Origin of the sequence: Niallia endozanthoxylica (assembly GCF_008710145.1) — a bacterium.
Lineage (GTDB): Bacteria > Bacillota > Bacilli > Bacillales > Cytobacillaceae > Bacillus_BD > Bacillus_BD endozanthoxylica.
The window spans coordinates 1-21,232 of the sequence record NZ_VYKL01000016.1 but is presented as its reverse complement, the minus strand read 5'-3'; the positions used below and the strand labels follow the sequence as shown (position 1 = coordinate 21,232).

The 21,232-nt window shown below is 39.9% G+C and carries 16 protein-coding genes; 14 read left to right on the top strand and 2 right to left on the bottom strand.

The features are described from left to right. Window positions 1-26: 26 nt before the first annotated feature. Window positions 27-1,298, top strand: coding sequence for a phosphoribosylamine--glycine ligase (purD, locus tag F4V44_RS11340; RefSeq protein ID WP_150440140.1), 1,272 nt, complete (start codon window positions 27-29; stop codon window positions 1,296-1,298). A gap of 138 nt (window positions 1,299-1,436) precedes the next feature. On the opposite strand, the gene F4V44_RS11335 is transcribed toward purD, so the two are convergent. Next, complete coding sequence (locus F4V44_RS11335; protein WP_223881863.1) at window positions 1,437-1,718, bottom strand: YgaP family membrane protein; 282 nt, start codon at window positions 1,716-1,718, stop codon at window positions 1,437-1,439. Between the two features lie 139 nt (window positions 1,719-1,857). On the opposite strand from F4V44_RS11335, the gene F4V44_RS11330 reads away from it, so the two are divergent. From F4V44_RS11330 to gatB, 13 genes are all read left to right on the top strand, one after another. Further along, window positions 1,858-3,603 (top strand): adenine deaminase C-terminal domain-containing protein, encoded by a 1,746-nt coding sequence (locus F4V44_RS11330; RefSeq protein ID WP_150440139.1) that lies wholly within the window; start codon window positions 1,858-1,860, stop codon window positions 3,601-3,603. Between the two features lie 42 nt (window positions 3,604-3,645). Beyond that, entirely contained in the window at window positions 3,646-4,695 is a 1,050-nt protein-coding gene (locus F4V44_RS11325) for a DUF3048 domain-containing protein (protein WP_150440138.1), read from the top strand. Window positions 4,696-4,733: 38 nt separating this feature from the next. Further along, complete coding sequence (locus F4V44_RS11320; protein ID WP_150440137.1) at window positions 4,734-5,048, top strand: YerC/YecD family TrpR-related protein; 315 nt, start codon at window positions 4,734-4,736, stop codon at window positions 5,046-5,048. 775 nt (window positions 5,049-5,823) lie between these two features. Beyond that, a complete protein-coding gene (locus F4V44_RS11315) occupies window positions 5,824-6,513 on the top strand; it encodes a heptaprenylglyceryl phosphate synthase (protein ID WP_150440136.1) in 690 nt (229 codons plus the stop codon). Between the two features lie 68 nt (window positions 6,514-6,581). Further along, window positions 6,582-8,804, top strand: coding sequence for a DNA helicase PcrA (pcrA, locus tag F4V44_RS11310; protein ID WP_150440135.1), 2,223 nt, complete (start codon window positions 6,582-6,584; stop codon window positions 8,802-8,804). Between the two features lie 20 nt (window positions 8,805-8,824). Continuing rightward, window positions 8,825-10,831, top strand: coding sequence for an NAD-dependent DNA ligase LigA (ligA, locus tag F4V44_RS11305; protein WP_150440134.1), 2,007 nt, complete (start codon window positions 8,825-8,827; stop codon window positions 10,829-10,831). 12 nt (window positions 10,832-10,843) lie between these two features. Next, a complete protein-coding gene (locus tag F4V44_RS11300; protein WP_150440133.1) occupies window positions 10,844-12,013 on the top strand; it encodes a CamS family sex pheromone protein in 1,170 nt (389 codons plus the stop codon). A 411-nt stretch (window positions 12,014-12,424) separates the two neighbouring features. Continuing rightward, window positions 12,425-14,020: a malate synthase A gene (gene aceB / locus F4V44_RS11295; protein WP_150440132.1), complete on the top strand. Its 1,596-nt coding sequence runs from the start codon at window positions 12,425-12,427 to the stop codon at window positions 14,018-14,020. Window positions 14,021-14,180: 160 nt separating this feature from the next. Beyond that, entirely contained in the window at window positions 14,181-15,461 is a 1,281-nt protein-coding gene (gene aceA, locus F4V44_RS11290) for an isocitrate lyase (protein WP_150440131.1), read from the top strand. A 136-nt stretch (window positions 15,462-15,597) separates the two neighbouring features. Beyond that, a complete protein-coding gene (locus F4V44_RS11285) occupies window positions 15,598-16,035 on the top strand; it encodes a YueI family protein (protein WP_150440130.1) in 438 nt (145 codons plus the stop codon). A 118-nt stretch (window positions 16,036-16,153) separates the two neighbouring features. Next, a complete protein-coding gene (gatC, locus tag F4V44_RS11280) occupies window positions 16,154-16,444 on the top strand; it encodes an Asp-tRNA(Asn)/Glu-tRNA(Gln) amidotransferase subunit GatC (RefSeq protein WP_150440129.1) in 291 nt (96 codons plus the stop codon). 14 nt (window positions 16,445-16,458) lie between these two features. Next, window positions 16,459-17,919, top strand: coding sequence for an Asp-tRNA(Asn)/Glu-tRNA(Gln) amidotransferase subunit GatA (gatA, locus tag F4V44_RS11275; protein WP_150440128.1), 1,461 nt, complete (start codon window positions 16,459-16,461; stop codon window positions 17,917-17,919). Window positions 17,920-17,931: 12 nt separating this feature from the next. Next, window positions 17,932-19,359 carry an Asp-tRNA(Asn)/Glu-tRNA(Gln) amidotransferase subunit GatB gene (gatB, locus tag F4V44_RS11270; protein ID WP_150440127.1) on the top strand — a complete coding sequence of 476 codons (1,428 nt, stop codon included), beginning with the start codon at window positions 17,932-17,934 and terminating at the stop codon, window positions 19,357-19,359. A gap of 153 nt (window positions 19,360-19,512) precedes the next feature. On the opposite strand, the gene putP is transcribed toward gatB, so the two are convergent. Further along, window positions 19,513-21,006: a sodium/proline symporter PutP gene (gene putP, locus F4V44_RS11265; protein WP_150440126.1), complete on the bottom strand. Its 1,494-nt coding sequence runs from the start codon at window positions 21,004-21,006 to the stop codon at window positions 19,513-19,515. Window positions 21,007-21,232: the final 226 nt, after the last annotated feature.

The window sequence follows — 21,232 nt, the reverse complement described above, 5'->3', positions numbered from 1 at the left end:
TTTTACTAAACGGGGAGCTGAACGGAATGAATATATTGGTTATCGGTCGAGGCGGCCGCGAGCATGCCATTTGCCGTAAAGTAAAGGAAAGTCCGAAAGTCGATACAGTATTTGTGGCACCAGGCAATGCAGGGATGACTGATGTGGCTGAGTTAATTCAAATCGATGAAAGCAGCCAGGAGAAACTCGTTGAATTTGCTTTGGCTAATGAGGTTGGCCTTACAATCATCGGACCTGAAGTACCTCTTCTAGAAGGACTTGCTGATCGCTTTGAGGAAGCAGGCTTAAAGGTCTTTGGACCAAAACAAAAAGCTGCTGAAATAGAGGGAAGTAAAGCCTTTGCTAAGGAGTTAATGCAGAAATATAATATCCCGACTGCCGAGTATGCAGTTTTTACAGATTATGAACAAGCGGTTGCCTATGTTAAGGAAAAAGGAGCACCTATTGTTATTAAGGCGGATGGACTTGCAGCCGGAAAAGGTGTTACGGTTGCTTTAACGTTGGATGATGCTTTAGCAAGCCTTAAAGAAATGCTAGTTGATGCAAAGTTCGGAAATGCTTCAGCAACGGTTGTAATCGAGGAATTTTTAAGCGGTGAGGAATTTTCACTCATGGCTTTGGTGAATGGTGAAAAGGTGACACCGTTAGAAATTGCACAGGATCACAAGCGTGCGTTTGACGGCGACCAAGGTCCAAATACCGGTGGTATGGGAGCCTATTCTCCTGTTGAACATATTGGTAAGGAAACAGTAGATATTGCTGTTGAAACGGTATTAAAGCCGGCTGCACAAGCGATGGTAAAAGAGGGTCGCAGTTTTTGCGGTGTCCTTTATGCCGGATTGATTAAAACGGAAAAGGGTCCGAAGGTTATTGAATTTAATGCTCGATTTGGCGATCCGGAAACACAGGTTATTCTTCCAAGAATGACTTCTGACCTTGTTGAAGTCATGGAAAAGGTAATTGCCGGTGAAGAAGTAGAAATCAGCTGGGATGAGCAGGCGATGCTTGGTGTGGTTGTTGCTGCAAACGGATATCCTGAGCAATATGATAAAGGAGCCGTTCTGCACGGATTAGATAAGGTAAGTGAGGAATTATTTGTATTCCATGCGGGTACAAAGCTGGGCGATTCCGGTGAATTTGAAACAAATGGCGGCCGTGTACTATTAGCCGGTGCAAAAGCAAAATCTCTAAAAGAAGCACAAGATGTTGTTTATAAAGGACTTGAGCACCTGCAATGTGACGGAGTGTTCTACCGCAAGGATATTGGATATAGAGCAATTGAACTTTTGAACAAATAAGGAAATGATAGAAACTCAAAAAGGATGGCAAGCCTTTTGGCTAACCATCCTTTCCTTACTTGCACAGGATATGCTGGCGTCTGCATTTGCCCCAGGACGTGGAGGCATTTAGTAGACGTTCCGCTTTTCTTAGCTTTATTAAGATGGGACTGTTTCATCAAATGATGATTGGGTTTCATTCTGCTCCGAACCCTCTTGTAACAGGTTAGTAACTTGTTCGTTCTGAATCATTGCTGTGATCGGACAAAATCGAACAATTCCCTCAGCCACTTTCATTGCACCGCATATGGACAACCATATATAGGAGTTGCAGTAGGGTCTTTTAGAAAGCTTTGCTGTACACCAGGCTAAAAGAGTGAGACCAGCTGTAATCCTAATTAATGCATTAAGAATCCCAATATTCTTTTCTACTTTTATCATGTTCATATTCCTTTCTTAATGAATAAATTTACAGTATTTTTACATGCAACTTTAGTGCGCTAAACTATAAAATATGTTAGTATGAATTATAAACATCATGTAAAGGCTTACATTTTTACTGATAAAGGAGGGGCGTAACATGCTTGAACAACGCTACCGATGGAAAACTAAACATTTACGAGAACATGTTGCAGTTATGGATGGTAATCTTGCCCCGACCATACTTTTAAAAAATGCTCGTTACTTAAATCAATCATTTCGTAAATGGATGACAGCAAACATTTGGATTTATGATGATCGAATTATTTATGTTGGAAACAGTTTGCCGCAAAACATGAAAGGCTGTGAAGTGGTTGACTGTACAAATTTAACACTAGTACCAGGTTATATTGAGCCGCATACACATCCATTTCGTTTATATAATCCCCTTTCACTGGCCGCATATGCATCCCAGTTTGGAACAACAACGATGATTAATGACAACCTACTGTTATTTTTACAGCTCGATAAAAAGAAAGCGTTTACCTTTTTGAGAGACATGAGGCAGATTCCTTCCACGATGTATTGGTGGAGTCGTTTTGATTCTGAAACAGAGATTAAAGATGAGGAAGTAATATTTTCTCATAGTCATGTAAAATCTTGGCTTGAGCATGATGCTGTCCTGCAAGGAGGCGAATTAACGGGTTGGCCGAAATTGCTTGACGGCGATGATATGATGCTTCATTGGATTCAAGAAGCCAAACGAATGAGAAAGAAAATTGAAGGGCATTTTCCCGGGGCTTCTGAAAAAACGTTAGCGAAAATGGTTCTGTTGGGGGCAGACAGCGATCATGAGGCCATCAATGGAGAAGAGGTATATGATAGGCTCATGCAGGGATACACCGTATCATTAAGGTATTCAAGTATTCGCCCGGATTTACCGAAGCTCTTGGATGAAATCCATGAACTTGGGATTAATGTCTATGATAAATTCATGTTAACGACAGATGGTTCCTCGGCTGATTTTTATGAACAGGGAATTATAGATAATATGATTAAAATAGCGATTGATAAAGGTGTTCCGGTCATTGATGCCTATAATATGGCAACCATTAATGTTGCGAGACACTACAATATTGACTATTTGCATGGCAACATTGCAACAGGCAGGATTGCCAATATCAACTTCTTAACGGATGAGAACAACCCTACCCCTGTATCTGTTTTAGCCAAAGGACAATGGGTAAAGCGTAATGGGGTTATTAATAGAGAGGGATATAAAATTTCATCAGCAGACGAATTTGACTTGTTACCTTTACAGTTAGATTGGGAATTATCAATGGAAGATCTTCAGTTTTCCATGCCGGTTGGAATTGCGATGGAAAATGCCGTTATTACGAAACCTTATTCACTTTCTATTGATGTATCCGGTGAGAACTTAAACAATAGTAAGGATGAATGCTTCTTTATGTTTGTTGACCGGAATGGGCAATGGAGAATTAATACGGTTGTGAAAGGCTTTGCGGAAAATCTTTCAGGCTTGGCAAGCAGTTTTACACACACGGGGGATATTATTCTAATTGGAAAAAATAAACGTGATATGATAAAGGCTTTTGAGCGAATGAAGGAAATTGGCGGCGGGATTGTCATTGCTGAAAATGGAGAAATAGCAAAAGAAATTTCACTGCCATTAAGAGGATTGATGTCTAGAAAGCCAGTTGAGGAACTGTTAACGGAACAAAAGGATTTTGTTGCTTATATGCAGAAAAAGGGCTATCGTTATGCTGATCCATTTCAAACCTTATTATTTTTCTCAGCAACCCATTTACCATATATTCGTATAACCCCAGTAGGAATGTATGAAGTAAAGAAGAAAATGGTACTCTTTCCAACAATAATGCGTTAAAATATAAAAGTAAAATAGAACAATGAACGGGGTGTGTTCTATATGTGGAAAAGGTTCTTAACCATTACAGCCGTTACCTTCTTCATTCTAGCAGGCTGCAGTCCGAAAGAACAGGCTGTTGGAGAGAATGAAGAGGTGTCAGAACCAAATCAGGAAGAGGTTAATGAAGAAGTAATACCGCGAGAACTGCCATATCATTTTCCGTTGACTGGCATCGGAAGTGCCGAAACTGTTGATGGAAGAGCTATAGCCGTTATGGTTAATAACCATCCAAAGTCAAGACCACAGTCAGGACTTTATAAAGCGGATATCGTCTACGAAATCCTGGCAGAAGGAAATGTAACGCGGTTTCTAGCCATTTTCCAGAGTGAACAGCCTGATATCATTGGATCTGTTAGAAGTGCTCGTGAATACTATATTGAACTGGCTAAAGGCTATGATAGTCTTTATATTGCCCACGGCAACAGCTCAGGTGCCAAAGATTTACTTGATCGAGGATATATCGATCACTTAAATGGTCTATACTATGATGGAACCTTATTTGAACGGGAAAGCTTCCGTGATGCGCCGCATAACTCCTATATCTCTTTTAAGAATATATTGAAAGGTGCGGAGCAAAACAACTACGAGATGGAGAATGCTCCTAAACCACTGGTATTCTTAACAGAGGATGAAGTGAGTGCTTTAACTGGTGATGAAGCCGAGAAAGTCTCAATCTCCTATTTTGATAAAACCTTTAGCTCAACATTTGAATATGACACCCAGTTAAAGAAATATAAGCGTTTTTCAAATGGAGAACAAACGATTGACTATGACACGCAAGAGCCAGTATTGGTTGATAATGTGTTCATTGTTGAAATGAAGCATAGAATCATTGACAGCACTGTCGGGTTGCGTGATATTGATTTAACAAGTGGTGGAAGAGCTTATTTATTGCAAAAAGGGCAGAAGATAGAAGTGGAATGGAAAAATGTTGACGGCAGGATTGTACCGTATGCAAACGGTGAAGCCGTTGGGCTTGTTCCAGGGAAAACTTGGATTAATGTAATACCGACTGACCCTGGCCTTGAGCAGCTTATATCTTTTGAGTAAATGGTCATTTTTGTAGTGAAAATAAAGGAGTAATCTTAATGCAAATTGAAAAGCTAAGAGGAAAAGAACTAGATCAGTTATTTAATGCTGTTCTGTCATTAAATGATTTAGAAGAATGTTATCGATTTTTTGATGATCTTTGCACAGTAAATGAAATTCAGTCATTAGCCCAACGTTTAGAAGTTGCGAGAATGCTTCGTGAAGGCAAAACGTATCATATAATCGAAACAGAGACAGGTGCAAGTACAGCTACCATTTCTCGAGTAAAACGCTGTTTGAACTATGGAAATGATGCTTACGAAATGGCACTAGAACGAATTAAAGAAGATCAGCCAGTTGTAACAGAAGAATAATTCGCGGAAAAACCGATGGAAATCCCCATCGGTTTTTTTGTGCAATCCAGCTCCAGCGTCTAGTCTCATAAGGTGGTCTGCGTTGCTAATGCCCGTTATGCGGTTATACTCTGGTGAAGGGGCATTAAACAGCGATGCTAATGCCCGTTATGCGGTTGTACTCTGGTGAATGGGCATTAAAAAGTGATGCTAATGCCCGTTGTACGGTTGCACTTTGGTGAAGGGGCATTAAAGAGTGTTGCTAATGCCCGTTGTGAGGTTGTACTCTGGTGAATGGGCATTAAAAAGTGATGCTAATGCCCGTTGTGAGGTTGTACTCTAGTGAAGGGGCATTAAAAAGTGTTACTAATGCCCGTTGTGAGGTTGTACTCTGGTGAAGGGGCATTAAAAAGTGATGCTAATGCCCGTTATGCGGTTGTACTCTGGTGAAGGGGCATTAAACAGCGATGCTAATGCCCGTTGTACGGTTGCACTCTGCGAAACGAGCATCAAACAGCGATGCTAATGCCCGTTGTACGGTTATTCTCTGCTAAACGGGCATCAAAGAACGTTCATAATGCTCACGGTTGCATTCTACTCAATGGGCATTAGCTTATGTTCCTGATTTTAGCCATGCTTTCTACTCAGGTGTATCTAATTGAAGCCTCAGGCTGGTCAAGTTCCTGCTGCTTTTTAATTTGCATATGTCTGACATGACAAGGCCTAATTTCTTTTTTCATTTAATTTCTCTAATGCTATAATGATGTAATGTAAACATGGAATGGAGGAAGTTTGCATGTATGATGTGCGTGAGTGGAGACATGTTTTTAAACTTGATCCCAATAAATCAATTTCAGATGAGCATCTGGAAAGGATATGTGAATCAGGAACAGATGCAATCATTGTTGGCGGTACTGATGGAGTCACACTCGAAAATGTGTTAGATTTGATGGCTCGAGTCCGTCGTTACACAGTCCCATGCGTATTAGAAATTTCTTCAATTGAAACAATTACACCTGGATTTGACCTTTATTTTATCCCGACGGTTTTAAATAGCAGCAACCCTAAATGGATTACAGGTCTTCATCAACAGGCTATTAAAGAATATGGAGAAATAATGAACTGGGATGAATTTTCTTTTCTTGGATATTGCATTTTAAATAAAGACTGTAAAGCAGCCCAGCTAACGGAGGCAAATACTGATTTATCTAAGGAGGATGTGGCCGCCTATGCGATGATGGCCGAGAGGATGTTCCATCTGCCTGTCTTTTATTTGGAGTATAGCGGTACATACGGTGAAAAGGATGTAGTTAAAGAAGTAAAAAATGCGTTAGAAAATACACTTTTGTTTTATGGCGGAGGTATTTCTAATCGTGAACAAGCAAGTGAAATGGCCGCTTTGGCCGATGTGGTTGTTGTAGGAAATAGTCTTTATGAAAATATTGAGGAAGCTTTGCAGACGGTTAAAGCCGTAAAAGGAAAATGATTGAATAATAGCCTTGCAAAGCGTAAAATAATGTAGAACATATGTTTGATTGGCGGTGAATAATTATAATGAATTTTTTAACAGATAAACTGTTAAACGGATTGAATCCCCAGCAGCAGGAAGCGGTAAAAACAACTGATGGGCCATTATTAATTATGGCAGGAGCAGGAAGTGGAAAGACAAGAGTACTGACTCATCGGATTGCGTATTTAATGGTAGAAAAGCAAGTGAATCCCTATAACATTTTAGCGATAACTTTCACAAACAAGGCCGCGCGCGAAATGAAGGATCGGATTTATAACTTAATGGGTGGAACAGCTGATGAGGTATGGATCTCTACCTTTCATTCTATGTGTGTAAGAATTTTAAGAAGAGATATTGATCGAATTGGTTTTAATCGGAATTTTACAATCTTGGATTCGGGTGATCAGCTATCTGTTATTAAACAGATATTAAAAGATAGAAACCTCGATCCGAAAAAACATGACCCACGGGCTATTCTGGGCGCAATTAGCTCGGCAAAAAATGAATTGATTGATACAAAGGCATTTGCAAAAAATGTTGGCGAATATAATGAACAAATCGTAAGTGATGTCTACACCGAGTATCAAAAGCGTCTGAGCAAAAATCAAGCCTTAGACTTTGACGACCTCATCATGATGACAATCAACTTATTCAAACGAGTCCCTGAAGTACTTGAATTTTATCAAAGAAAATTTCAATATATTCACGTTGATGAGTACCAGGATACCAATAAATCCCAGTACTTATTAGTAAAATTATTAGCTTCACGTTTTCAAAATTTATGTGTTGTCGGTGATTCAGATCAATCTATCTATCGCTGGCGGGGAGCAGATATCACGAATATCCTTTCTTTTGAAAAGGATTATCCAAGTGCACGGGTAATCTTGCTTGAACAAAATTACCGCTCAACGAAAAGTATTCTTGAGGCAGCCAATAAGGTTATTTCTAACAATGCGAACCGAAAAGTAAAAAATCTTTGGACGGATAATCCAGAAGGAAATAAAATTCACTATTATCGAGCAGACAGTGAACAGGGAGAAGCACAATTTGTTGTTGGCAAGATGAAGGAAATTGTGCAGAAAGAAAATCGCAAATGGTCTGATATCGCCATCCTTTATCGGACAAATGCGCAGTCACGTGTAATGGAGGAAGCATTACTCAAATCAAATATTGAGTATTCCATCGTAGGAGGCACAAAGTTCTATGATCGCAAAGAAATTAAGGATATTCTTGCATACCTTCGTTTGATTGCTAATCCAGATGATGACATCAGTCTACAAAGAATTATCAATGTTCCAAAAAGAGGAATTGGATCAAGTTCTTTTGATAAAATGGCTAACTTTGCCGGGAGTTATGATATTTCTATACACCAAGCCCTTGATTCTGTCGAATTAATGGGATTGAGTCCTAAAATTACAAAAGCAGCAGCACAATTTAGAGATTTAATTAATAATCTTACAAATATGCAGGAGTACTTATCAGTAACAGATCTAGTTGAAGAAGTGCTAGAAAAAATAGGCTACCGTGAAATGCTGGAGGCTGAGAAATCAATTGAAGCCCAAAGCAGGCTGGAAAATATAGATGAGTTTCTTTCTGTTACGAAAAACTTTGAGGATACTAATGATGATAAAAGCTTAGTCGGTTTTTTAACTGATCTTGCTTTAGTAGCGGATATTGATAAGCTTGATGATGATGGAGAACAAACAGAGTCAGTTATACTGATGACTCTTCACTCGGCAAAAGGATTGGAATTCCCAATCGTGTTCCTAATTGGACTTGAAGAGGGCGTGTTCCCGCACAGCCGGTCATTAATGGAAGAAGCTGAAATGGAAGAGGAACGGCGGTTGATGTATGTTGGGGTCACTAGAGCAGAAGAGCAGTTATTTTTAACAAATGCTAAAATGAGAACCTTATTTGGCCGAACCAACATGAATCTTCCATCTCGTTTTATTAAGGAAATACCTGTGGAATTATTAGAAGGCTTGGAGCCGGCTAAAAAGAGTACTTCATTATCCCAATCTACGACATTAGGCAGTACGAGACTTCAGCAGCAGCGTAAAGCCGTTATGAGACCTGCTGTAACGAATACTGGCGGTGAAGATGAAGATTGGAAGGTTGGAGATAAAGCAGAGCATGGAAAATGGGGTATCGGCACTGTTGTGAGTGTGAAGGGCAGCGGAAATGGGACAGAGCTTGATATTGCTTTTCCAAGCCCAACTGGTATCAAAAGATTATTGGCTCAATTTGCCCCAATTAAGAAGGTATAAGATGGAGGAATGGAGCTTATATGGATTTTCAAACAGCAGAAAAGAAGATAACTGATTTACGCAATCAATTAAATCAATATAACTACGAATATTATGTTCTTGATAAACCATCTGTTCCAGATGCAGAATACGATCAGCTATTGAACGAATTAGGGAAGCTTGAAGAAGAATTTCCAGAGCTCGTAACGCCCGACTCGCCAACACAGCGCGTCGGAGGACAAGTTCTTGACATGTTTAACAAAGTGACGCATGACAGTCCCATGTTAAGTCTAGGGAATGCCTTTAATGAAGAGGATTTGCGGGATTTTGACCGAAAAGTCCGCCAGGCTGTCGGCGATCAATTTTCCTATGTTTGTGAGCTGAAAATCGACGGGTTAGCGGTATCGCTAAAATATGAAGATGGTGTGTTCATTCAGGGTTCAACCCGCGGGGACGGGTCCGTTGGAGAAGATATTACTGCTAATTTAAAAACCATTCGCTCCATCCCGCTTCGACTTAGAGAGCCGATGACAATGGAGGTACGCGGTGAAGCTTTTATGCCAAAGCGTTCTTTTCTTAGGTTGAATGAGCTGAAAGAAGAGAATGGGGAAGAACCATTTGCCAATCCAAGAAATGCTGCAGCAGGATCATTACGTCAACTTGATCCGAAAATTGCCGCTTCACGAAATTTAGATGTCTTCCTCTATTCGATTGCCAATATGGGAGATACAAATGTAGCGGCCCATAGTGAGGGTCTTGACTGGCTCGATCAGCTCGGCTTTAAAACTAATAAGGAGCGGAAAGTCTGCTCAAATATTGAGGAAGTACTCGCTTATATAGATGGCTGGATTGAAAAACGTCCGCATCTTCCTTATGAGATTGATGGGATAGTCATAAAAGTGGATTCTCTTTCTCAGCAGGCGGAATTAGGAACAACAGCAAAAAGCCCGCGCTGGGCAATTGCTTATAAATTTCCGGCAGAGGAAGTCGTAACCACTTTACTTGATATTGAACTCAATGTAGGTCGAACTGGGGTAATCACACCAACAGCTATCTTAAGTCCTGTAAAGGTTGCCGGTACGACGGTGCAAAGAGCATCACTTCACAACGAGGATCTGATTCGTGAGAAGGATATTAAGATTGGGGATCAGGTTGTAGTGAAAAAGGCCGGTGATATTATACCGGAAGTAGTGAATGTATTGCCGGAAAGAAGAACAGGTGAAGAAACGGAATTTCATATGCCGACTCATTGTCCGGAGTGTGACAGTGAGCTTGTCCGCATCGAGGGAGAAGTGGCTCTAAGGTGTATCAATCCTAAATGCCCGGCCCAGATCCGTGAGGGGTTAATTCACTTTGTTTCTCGAAATGCAATGAATATTGACGGTCTTGGCGAAAGAGTGATCAGTCAGTTATTTGCCGAAAAATTAATTGAAGATGTTGCAGATTTATATAAATTAACAAGGGAACAATTACTTGGTTTAGAGCGTATGGGAGAGAAGTCTGTCGCAAATTTATTGGCAGCAATAGAAGCTTCAAAATCCAATTCGCTGGAAAAACTTTTGTTTGGCTTAGGCATAAGACATGTTGGAGCCAAAGCAGCAAAAACGTTAGCACAGCAGTTTGAAGACATGGACAAACTTCGGGAAGCAAGTCGAGAAGAATTAACGGCTATTAATGAAATCGGTGAAAAGATGGCTGATTCTATTGTTACTTTCTTTGAACAAGAAGAGGTTCAGGAGCTTATCCAAGAGTTGAAAGAATTGGAAATCAATATGAAGTATACAGGTATAAAGCCAGCTCCAAGTGAGAAATCTAATTCCTTTTTCTTTGGTAAAACGATTGTTTTGACTGGTAAATTAGTAGAGATGACTAGAAATGAAGCGAAAGAAAAGATTGAAGCACTTGGTGGAAATGTAGCAGGAAGTGTAAGTAAAAAGACAGATTTAGTTATTGCAGGTGAAGATGCAGGTTCAAAGCTCAAAAAAGCAGAGGACTTAGGCATCGTGGTGTGGAATGAGGAGAGACTGGTTGAAGAATTATCAAAATAAGAGGTGTTATACGTGAGGAAAGTCTTAAGTATAGCTCTCATTTCAGTCTTATTGCTGTCAAGCTGTGCACCCAATTTCCAAAAACAAGAAGAGGTTGTACAGGATCAGAAGGAATCAGATGAGAAAGCGATTATTCCTAAATATAAAATTTCTGATGATTATTATCGAACGATTTTACCTTTTAAACCATCAGAGGCTCGCGGATTGGTCGTTAATAATTTGAATTCGAAATATGATCTTAATGAGTTTGAGATAGGATTGATGAGAGTAGCTCAGAATTCGTTTGACCCTGATAAGTATTTGTTTCAAGAAGGACAATACTTAAAGGCAGAAAGGGTAAGATTATGGCTGAATCGTAAGTTTACTCCGGAGCAGCTAAAAGCAAGGAACATGAAGGAATCGGATAATATTGGCTTGAATCCGCTTGATGATGAACAAGGGAGTATTGCCGAAAGAAATGAAAAAAATCCGATTTATTTGGCTCATATTTTAGAGCATGATTATTTAGTAAAAGGGGATAATGGCAAAGTCAGTCTTGGCGGAGTTGTAATTGGACTTGCGTTAAATTCAATCCATTATTACCAAAAAGAACAATATGGGGCAACATTTGATACAAAAATTCCGCAGGAAACACTAGAAAAGGAAGGTAAGAGGTTAGCAGAAGAAGTAATCAAACGGTTACGAAAGATAGATGGCTTGAAAGAGGTTCCGATTACAATTGCCTTATTTCAGCAAGAGAGCAGAACCTCTGTCGTGCCGGGCAGCTTTTTCACGTATTCAAATGTTAGCAAAGGAAGCTCTCAATTAGGAGACTGGAAAGCGATTGATGAGAAATACGTTTTATTTCCGTCCAGTGAAGCTACAGAGCAGCATAGAGATGATGCTACTTCCTTCTCTAATTTTAAACAGGATGTCGAGGCATACTTTCCAAACTTTAACGGTGTTGTTGGAAGGGCGTTTTATGCAGGAGGACATCTTCAGGAATTAAATATTGATATCCCCATTCAATTTTATGGTAAAACAGAAGGGATTGGCTTTACGCAGTTTGTAACAGGAAAAGTAATGGAACATTTTCCAGATTATATTTCCGTTCAAGTAAATATATCCTCTGTAAATGGGCCAGAAGCGTTAATTGTGAAAGAAGTCGATCAAAAGGAACCATTTGTTCATATTTATCATTAATGCTTAATAGGATAGAGAGACAAGCGTTTCTCTATCTTTTTTCTTGGGCTAGTTCCAGCGCCTAGTTCCGATTGGTCTAGCCACGCCTGAATTGAAGGCAAAGAACGCCTTCTATTCAGGCGTGTCTTATGCTTGTCGGACTTGCATAGGATGTGCTGACGTCTACGTTCGCCACAGGGCGTGGCGGCTTTTAGTAGACGTTCTGCTTTCCAAGGCGCTTGCGCTTTTCTTATTTACAAGAAAAAAGTGAGTCAGCGTTCATCATAAGTGATTGCCTCCTCTAGTATTATAGAATTTGTCGAAAAGTATATTTGTTAATATTTAAAAAAAATATACATTTTAGAAAATTCTGTTATATAATACTATACAGAGGAAGATGAATGTTTTATAACAGGGAGGGGATTCAATACTATGTCCACACAAAAGGTTGGTATTCAAATTGTCGGAAAGTTATTGCCGGGCTATGAGACGATCTTAACTCCAGAAGCATTAAGTTTTATCGAACAATTGGAGGAGAGGTTTGGTAAACGGCGTAAGGAGCTGCTTAAACAAAGGCAGATAAGACAAAAAGAAATTGATCAAGGAAAGCTGCCAGATTTCCTTCCTGAAACTGCTCATATTCGAAATGGAGACTGGACTATTCGACCGCTCCCAAAGGATCTCCAAGATCGACGTGTGGAAATTACGGGACCAACGGATCGAAAAATGATTATTAATGCCCTTAATTCCGGTGCCAAAGTATTCATGGCAGATTGTGAGGATGCGACTGCACCAACATGGAGAAATATCATTGAAGGGCAGATTAACTTACGAGATGCAGCAAGAAGAACAATTTCTTTTCATAATCCTGCCGGAAAAGAATACAAATTAAAGGAACAAACCGCCGTACTTCTTGTACGACCACGTGGGTTCCATTTAGAGGAAAAAAATATAGTCATAGACGGCCAGCTGATTTCCGGAAGCCTACTTGATTTTGGTCTGTACTTTTTCCATAATGCGAAGCAGTTAATAGAAAGAGGAACAGGACCTTACTTTTATCTGCCAAAGCTCGAAAGCCACCATGAGGCAAGACTATGGAACGATGTCTTCGTCTTTGCTCAGGATTATCTCAATATTCCGCAAGGTACCATTAAGGCAACGGTATTAATTGAAACAATCATGGCAGCCTTTGAAATGGATGAGATTCTTTATGAACTGAGGGACCACTCAGCAGGATTGAATTGCGGGCGATGGGATTATATTTTCAGTTATTTGAAGAAGCTGCGTAACCAGAATGATGTCATCTTACCTGACCGCTCACAAGTCACGATGACTGTGCCATTTATGAGATCCTATTCCTTATTAACCATTCAAACTTGTCATAAAAGAAAGGCACCGGCAATTGGCGGAATGGCTGCACAAATTCCGGTTAGCGGGAATTCGAGAGCAAATGAGGAAGCATTTTCAAAAGTTCGTGCCGATAAAGAACGAGAAGCACGGGATGGGCATGATGGAACATGGGTGGCACATCCAGGCTTAGTACCGGTAGCAATGGAAGTGTTTAATCGTGAAATGCCTGAAGCCAACCAAATTAATTCGTCAAAGCAGCAATCTATTAAAGTAAATGCTAGACAATTACTAGATGTACCAAAGGGAACCATTACTGAATCTGGGGTTCGCATGAATATCAATGTTGGTATTCAATATATTGCTTCGTGGTTATGTGGAAGAGGTGCAGCGCCGCTCCATCATTTAATGGAAGATGCAGCAACGGCTGAAATCAGCAGAGCTCAAGTTTGGCAATGGATTCGTCATCCAAAAGGAGTACTAGATGATGGCAGAAAAGTAACACCAGAGATGTATGAAAGATTAAAGACAGAAGAATTGACGAAAATCAAACAGGATATTGGAGCAGAGGCCTATCAAAATGGTCGTTTCAATGAAGCCGTTCAGTTATTCGACAGGCTGATCCTAAACGATGAATTTGTTGATTTTCTAACCTTACCTGGATATGAAATTTTAGAGTAATTTTTTTATGTGGGTGCGTTCGTTATAAAGTTAATATATTCACTAATATGTTCTTCGGAAATTCCTTTTTTGGCGGTTTAATTGGTAGAATCACATACTCGTCGTTCTCTAAGAGGGGAAATTTGAATCTATTCTGTACGAACAAAGGAGATGTTTGTAAATGATACAAAATCGAATTCAACAATTAAAAGAAAGCTGGAGAAATGAGGACAGATGGAAAGGAATTAAGAGACCATATACAGCTGAAGAAGTTATTAAACTGAGAGGTTCGCTGGATATTGAACATACATTGGCAAGAAGAGGATCTGAAAAGCTCTGGAAAATGATCAAGGAAGAAGACTATGTTGCAGCACTTGGTGCCTTAACGGGGAATCAGGCTGTTCAACAGGTAAAAGCAGGTCTTAAGGCTATTTATCTAAGCGGATGGCAGGTTGCAGCAGATGCCAATCTTTCTGGGCAAATGTATCCTGACCAAAGTTTGTATCCGGCAAACAGTGTACCACATGTAGTGAAACGTATTAACCAAGCTCTCCAGCGGGCAGATCAAATTCATCATTTAGAAGGAGATAGTCGTATTGATTGGTTCGCGCCTATCATGGCTGATGCTGAAGCAGGCTTTGGCGGACAGCTAAATTGCTTTGAATTAATGAAGAACATGATTGAAGCAGGTGCGGCAGGAGTTCATTTTGAAGATCAACTATCCTCTGAGAAAAAATGCGGACATCTTGGAGGGAAGGTTCTCCTTCCAACTCAAACAGCGGTTCGTAATCTAGTGGCCGCTCGACTTGCAGCAGATGTTATGGGTGTTCCGACCATTCTCGTTGCCCGTACAGATGCAAATGCAGCTGATTTAATTACAAGTGATGTCGATCCATACGATTCTCCGTTCATTACAGGTGAAAGAACGTCAGAAGGATTCTTCCGTACAAGAGCCGGATTAGATCAGGCAATCGCACGCGGTCTTGCTTATGCACCATATGCTGATTTAATTTGGTGTGAGACGTCTGAACCGAATATTGAAGAGGCAAGACGATTTGCAGCAGCTATTCATGAGAAATATCCTGGTAAACCATTAGCCTATAATTGCTCTCCATCCTTTAACTGGGAGCAAAAGCTTGATAAGCAAACCATTGCAGAGTTCCAAAAAGAGCTCGGTAAAATGGGCTATAAGTTCCAATTTGTTACACTAGCAGGCTTCCATGCATTAAACCACAGTATGTTTGAATTGGCACGCGGTTATCGTGATCGCGGTATGGCAGCTTATTCTGAATTACAGCAGGCTGAGTTTGGAAGCGAGCAATACGGTTATACAGCAACAAGACATCAAAGGGAAGTTGGAACAGGCTATTTCGATCAGGTTTCAATGGTTGTCACTGGCGGTCAATCATCAACAACAGCCTTAAAAGGGTCTACAGAAGCTGAACAATTTAACTCTAAATAATGAGTGTGAAAGCATCCCCCTCTTTTATAGAAAGAGGGGATGTTTTGTTATTATCATGGAAAAGCTGATATTATTCACTTGTAAAGGCTTTGAAACATACATAATAATAGGTTCAATAGTCTAGGAGGTGCTGCAAATGCCGAAACCAGATGTTGAAGATTATCTTCAACAAGGCATTCATGGTCCAAAGGAAACGAATCCCGATGAAAGAAGAAAGTATCTAGGGACTTTAAGAGAAAGAATTGAAATCGCTCTGACGCAAGGGCAAGTGATGGAAGAGGAGATTTACAAGGATGTGGAGCAAGAGATGAAGGCACATCCGCAAACACATCTTTATTTGAATGGACATATTGATTACCGTTTTTTATCAAAATATATACAAAAGGCAAATGAAAATAAAATAGAGTTCACGATTGTGACAAACCAAGAGCATCAAACAGATATTGGCTTAATTCTTGCTCATTCTAATGCAGTGGATAAAGATAATATTTTCGTAACGAGAAAACAGGCAGTTTCTGAGATAAAGGAAGAGAAAAAAGGTGTATTTTCCTTTTTTAAAAAATTAATTCAGTAATGAAAAAAGTGTCAGGTATTGTCTAATATGCATGCCTGACACTCTTGTTTAGCGTACTAAAGTTTGATATTATCAAATTATTGTGCGATTGTTCGAATACTGTAGGGGGTGACCAAAATTGACAAAAATTACAATCGATGAAGTGAAACATGTGGCAAACTTAGCCCGTCTTGCGATAACAGAGGAAGAGGCTGAAAAGTTCGCTCATCAATTAGGTGCAATTATTACATTTGCTGAGCTGTTAAATGAGCTTGATACTGATCATGTAGAGCCTACTTCACATGTATTAGATATGAAAAATGTAATGCGTGAGGATGTCGCGAAGCCTGGACTTCCAGTTGAAGAAGTATTAAAAAATGCTCCAGCGCATGAATACGGACAAATAAAAGTACCAGCCATTATTGAGTAAGGAGGAGAGACCCTGTGAGTTTGTTTGATCATAAAGTATCAGATCTTCATGAGCTGCTACATAAAAAAGAAATTACAGTGTCTGATCTTGTCGATGAATCGTATAAACGAATTCAAGAAGTAGATGACAAGGTACAGGCATTTTTAACGTTAGATGAGGAAAGAGCTCGGGAAACGGCGAAAAATCTAGACGCGAAAATAGGAACTGACGAATCAAAAGGGCTGCTGTTTGGTATGCCAATCGGCGTAAAGGATAATATTGTTACAAAGGATTTACGTACAACCTGCGCCAGCAAGATTCTTGAAAATTTTAATCCTATTTATAATGCAACTGTTGTGGATCAATTACATAAAGCAGATACAATTACAATTGGGAAAATAAATATGGATGAATTTGCTATGGGTTCTTCTAATGAAAACTCAGGTTTTCAAAAGACTTATAATCCATGGAATTTAGAGAAGGTTCCAGGTGGTTCTTCCGGCGGTTCGGCTGCAGCTGTTGCAGCAGGAGAAGTGCCTTTTTCATTAGGCTCTGATACAGGGGGCTCTATTAGACAGCCGGCATCCTTCTGTGGTGTTGTTGGGTTAAAGCCGACATATGGCCGTGTATCTCGATTTGGTTTAGTAGCATTTGCTTCTTCATTAGATCAAATTGGACCAATTACGAGAAATGTTGAGGATAATGCTTACTTGCTTCAGGCTATTTCTGGTCTTGATCCTATGGATTCGACATCTGCAAACGTTGAGGTACCAAATTTTGTCCAAGCTTTAACAGGCGATGTGAAAGGCTTGAAGATTGCAGTTCCAAAGGAATACCTTGGTGAGGGCGTTAATGAAGAAGTACGTCAATCTGTTCTAGATGCACTTAAGGTATTAGAGAGTCTTGGAGCGGTTTGGGAAGAAGTATCACTGCCACATTCCAAGTATGCTTTAGCTGCGTATTATTTACTTTCATCCTCTGAAGCTTCCGCTAACCTGGCGCGCTTTGATGGTGTTCGTTATGGCTATCGCTCTCCAAACTCTGAAACGTTAATGGACTTGTATAAGAATACAAGAGCAGAAGGGTTTGGCGATGAGGTTAAGCGCCGTATTATGCTTGGTACATTCGCTCTGAGCTCTGGTTATTATGATGCCTATTATAAAAAGGCGCAGAGAGTTCGCACACTAATTAAAAAGGATTTCGAAGATGTATTTGCCAAATATGATGTGATTGTCGGACCGACTACACCAACACCTGCATTTACAATCGGCGAAAATATCTCTGATCCGTTAACCATGTATATCAATGATATCTTAACGATTCCTGTTAACCTTGCTGGTGTACCAGGGATTTCAGTTCCTTGCGGCTTTAGTAATAACGGGCTGCCGCTAGGACTGCAGATTATTGGAAAGCATTTTGATGAAAGCACTGTTTACCGCGTTGCCCATGCGTATGAGCAGGCAACAGATTATCATAAGCAAAAGCCTGCACTGTAAGGGGGGAGAAAATTGGAATTTGAAACGGTTATTGGACTTGAAGTCCATGTAGAATTAAAAACAGACTCAAAAATCTTTTCGGCTAGTCCAAATCAATTTGGAGCAGATCCTAATACGAATACTTCTGTTATCGAGCTAGGCTATCCAGGCGTGCTGCCGGTGTTAAACAAAAAGGTAGTCGATTATGGCATGAAGGCTTGTATGGCATTAAACTGTGAAGTAGCATCGGAAACAAAATTTGACCGTAAAAATTATTTTTATCCAGATAATCCAAAGGCATATCAGATTTCTCAATTTGATAAACCAATTGGAGAACATGGATGGATTGAAATAGAAGTTGATGGTTATAAGAAGAAAATTGGTATTACCCGTATTCATTTAGAGGAAGATGCTGGTAAATTAAATCATGGTCCTGGTTATTCACTTTGTGATTATAACCGCCAGGGAACACCATTGATTGAGATTGTTTCGGAGCCAGATATTCGTACGGCGAATGAAGCATACGCCTATTTGGAAAAATTGAAATCGATTATTCAATATACAGGTGTATCTGATTGCAAAATGGAAGAAGGCTCACTTCGTTGTGATGCCAATATTTCACTTCGCCCAGTGGGGCAAAAAGAGTTTGGCACCAAAACGGAATTAAAGAACTTGAACTCCTTTAACTTTGTCCGTAAAGGTCTTGAGTATGAAGAAAAGAGACAGGCTCAAGTACTGCGTTCTGGTGGAGTAATTGAACAGGAAACACGCCGCTATGATGAAGCAACAAATACGACGATTCTTATGCGTGTAAAAGAGGGTTCTGATGATTATCGTTACTTCCCAGAGCCTGATCTATTAGATATTTATATTGATGAAGACTGGAAAGCTCGTATTCGTGCGGAAATCCCAGAACTTCCAGATGAGCGCAAGAAGCGTTATGTCGAAGATCTTGGGCTTCCTGTCTATGATGCGGCTGTTTTAACAGTGACAAAAGAAATGTCTGATTTCTTTGAAGCGACTGTTCAAGCGGGTGCAGATGCAAAGCTTGCATCGAACTGGATGATGGGCGATGTATCAGCATACTTAAATGCAGAACAAAAGGAATTACATGAAGTAGCCCTTACTCCGGAATCTCTTGCTGGAATGATTAAATTGATTCAGGACGGAACGATTTCATCGAAAATCGCGAAGACTGTGTTTAAAGAGTTAATTGAAAACGGCGGAGATGCGGCAACAGTTGTAAAAGAAAAAGGCCTTGTACAGGTTTCTGATGAAGGTGCGCTTCTAAAATGGGTAACGGAAGCGATTGATGCGAATCCGAAGTCAGTGGAAGACTTTAAAAATGGAAAAGGGAAGGCCTTAGGTTCCCTTGTTGGACAAGTCATGAAAGCATCAAAAGGACAGGCTAATCCACAAATGGTTAATAAGCTTTTGATGGAAGAATTGCAAAAAAGATAATGAGTAAAAGCTGATGGAATAACGCCATCAGCTTTTTTAATGGATACTTTTATTTAAAGATAAAATATAATAGAGTCCGACAAACTAATGGTAAATTTCCCGGGAAAGGATAGAAAATGACAAAAAAGGACGGTCGTAATGACCGTCTTTTTATTATTTGTCATTTTTAATCAGAGCAACACTTTCATTGAATGCTTTCTCAATTTTATCATTATGTTTATAGGTGATTAAGCTGACAACAATGGAGAAGAACAAGTTTATGATAAATCCTGGGACAATTTCATATAACTGAAATGGAATAACGCCTGCCTCTGTTAAGTTTGCCCAGAGGATAACGGTAACGGCGCCAGATACCATACCCGCTAATGCTCCCCAGTTCGTCATTTTTCTCCAAAATAAGCTTAATAGAATGACCGGACCAAATGACCCGCCAAAGCCTGCCCAAGCATATGCTACAAGGTTTAAGATGGTATTATCCTGTTCGAAGGCTAGGATGGCAGCTATCACGGATACTGCTAGCACGGCGAGTCTTCCTAAGAAGACATATTCTTTATCGCTGCCATCTTTACGGAGCAGCACTTTATATAAGTCCTCTACTAGTGCGCTGGATGTAACAATTAATTGAGAAGAAATGGTACTCATAATGGCAGCTAGGACAGCAGCAAGCAAGAATCCGGCTATAAGCGGGTGAAATAGAATTTGGCCTAAAGTGAGAAATACTGCCTCAGGGTTATTTAATGTAAACTCTGGATGTTTTTCGAAAAAGGCAATACCAATAAATGCGGTTAAGATGGTTCCTATTAAGGAGAAAATCATCCAGCTCATACCAATCCTGCGAGCGCTTTTGATTTCTTTGACAGTTGAAATGGCCATAAATCGGACGATAATATGAGGTTGCCCGAAATAACCAAGCCCCCATGCCATTGCAGATACAATTCCAAGGAAAGTAGTCCCTTTAAAAAGGTCAAAGAGTGTCGGGTCTATTGCTCGGATTGTATGAATCGTTTCAGCAGGGCCTCCAGTTTGAAATACTGCAAGGGCAGGAACGAGTAACAGCGCAATTAACATCATTAGTCCTTGAAGAAAATCAGTATAACTTACTGCTAAAAAGCCTCCAAAAAGTGTGTAAGCTACGACTACACCGCCTACGATCAATAATCCAGTTTGATAGCTTACATCAAAGGAGCTTTCAAAGAAAACACCGCCAGATACCATTCCTGAAGATACATAAAAAGTGAAAAAGATAAGGATAACGATACCTGAAACAATCCTCAAGAGTTTAGTTGTATCATGAAATCGGTTTTCTAAATAACTTGGTATTGTGATAGAGTCATTTGCCACTTGTGTATAGGAACGCAGACGAGGTGCTACAAAGAACCAGTTACAATAGGCGCCAATCGTTAGACCGATGGCAATCCACGCATCGGCAAGACCTGTCACATATATCCCGCCCGGCAAGCCCATTAAAAGCCATCCACTCATATCCGCTGCTCCTGCACTTAATGCAGTTACTGCAGGACCAAGTGAGCGTCCGCCAAGCATATAATCGGTTAAGTTTTGTGTTTTTTTGTAGGCATACCAACCGATCCATAACATGGCTGCCAGATAAAAGACTATAGCAATGAGCTGATAGGTTTCGTTTGACATGAAGATTCTCCTTATTATATTGATATTGTATTTTGTTTATTTCTATAATAGTTTATACTCTTTGAACAAGTGTTAACAATATGAAATGGTAAAATAATTTATATTTTTTATATAATTAATTTAATAGCTCTGTTAAATAATATTGTTGATTTTTGACTCATTTAAGCAGTATTGTCATGAAATAGTAGGAGAAAATGCATTTTCTCCTACTATTTCATGACAATAC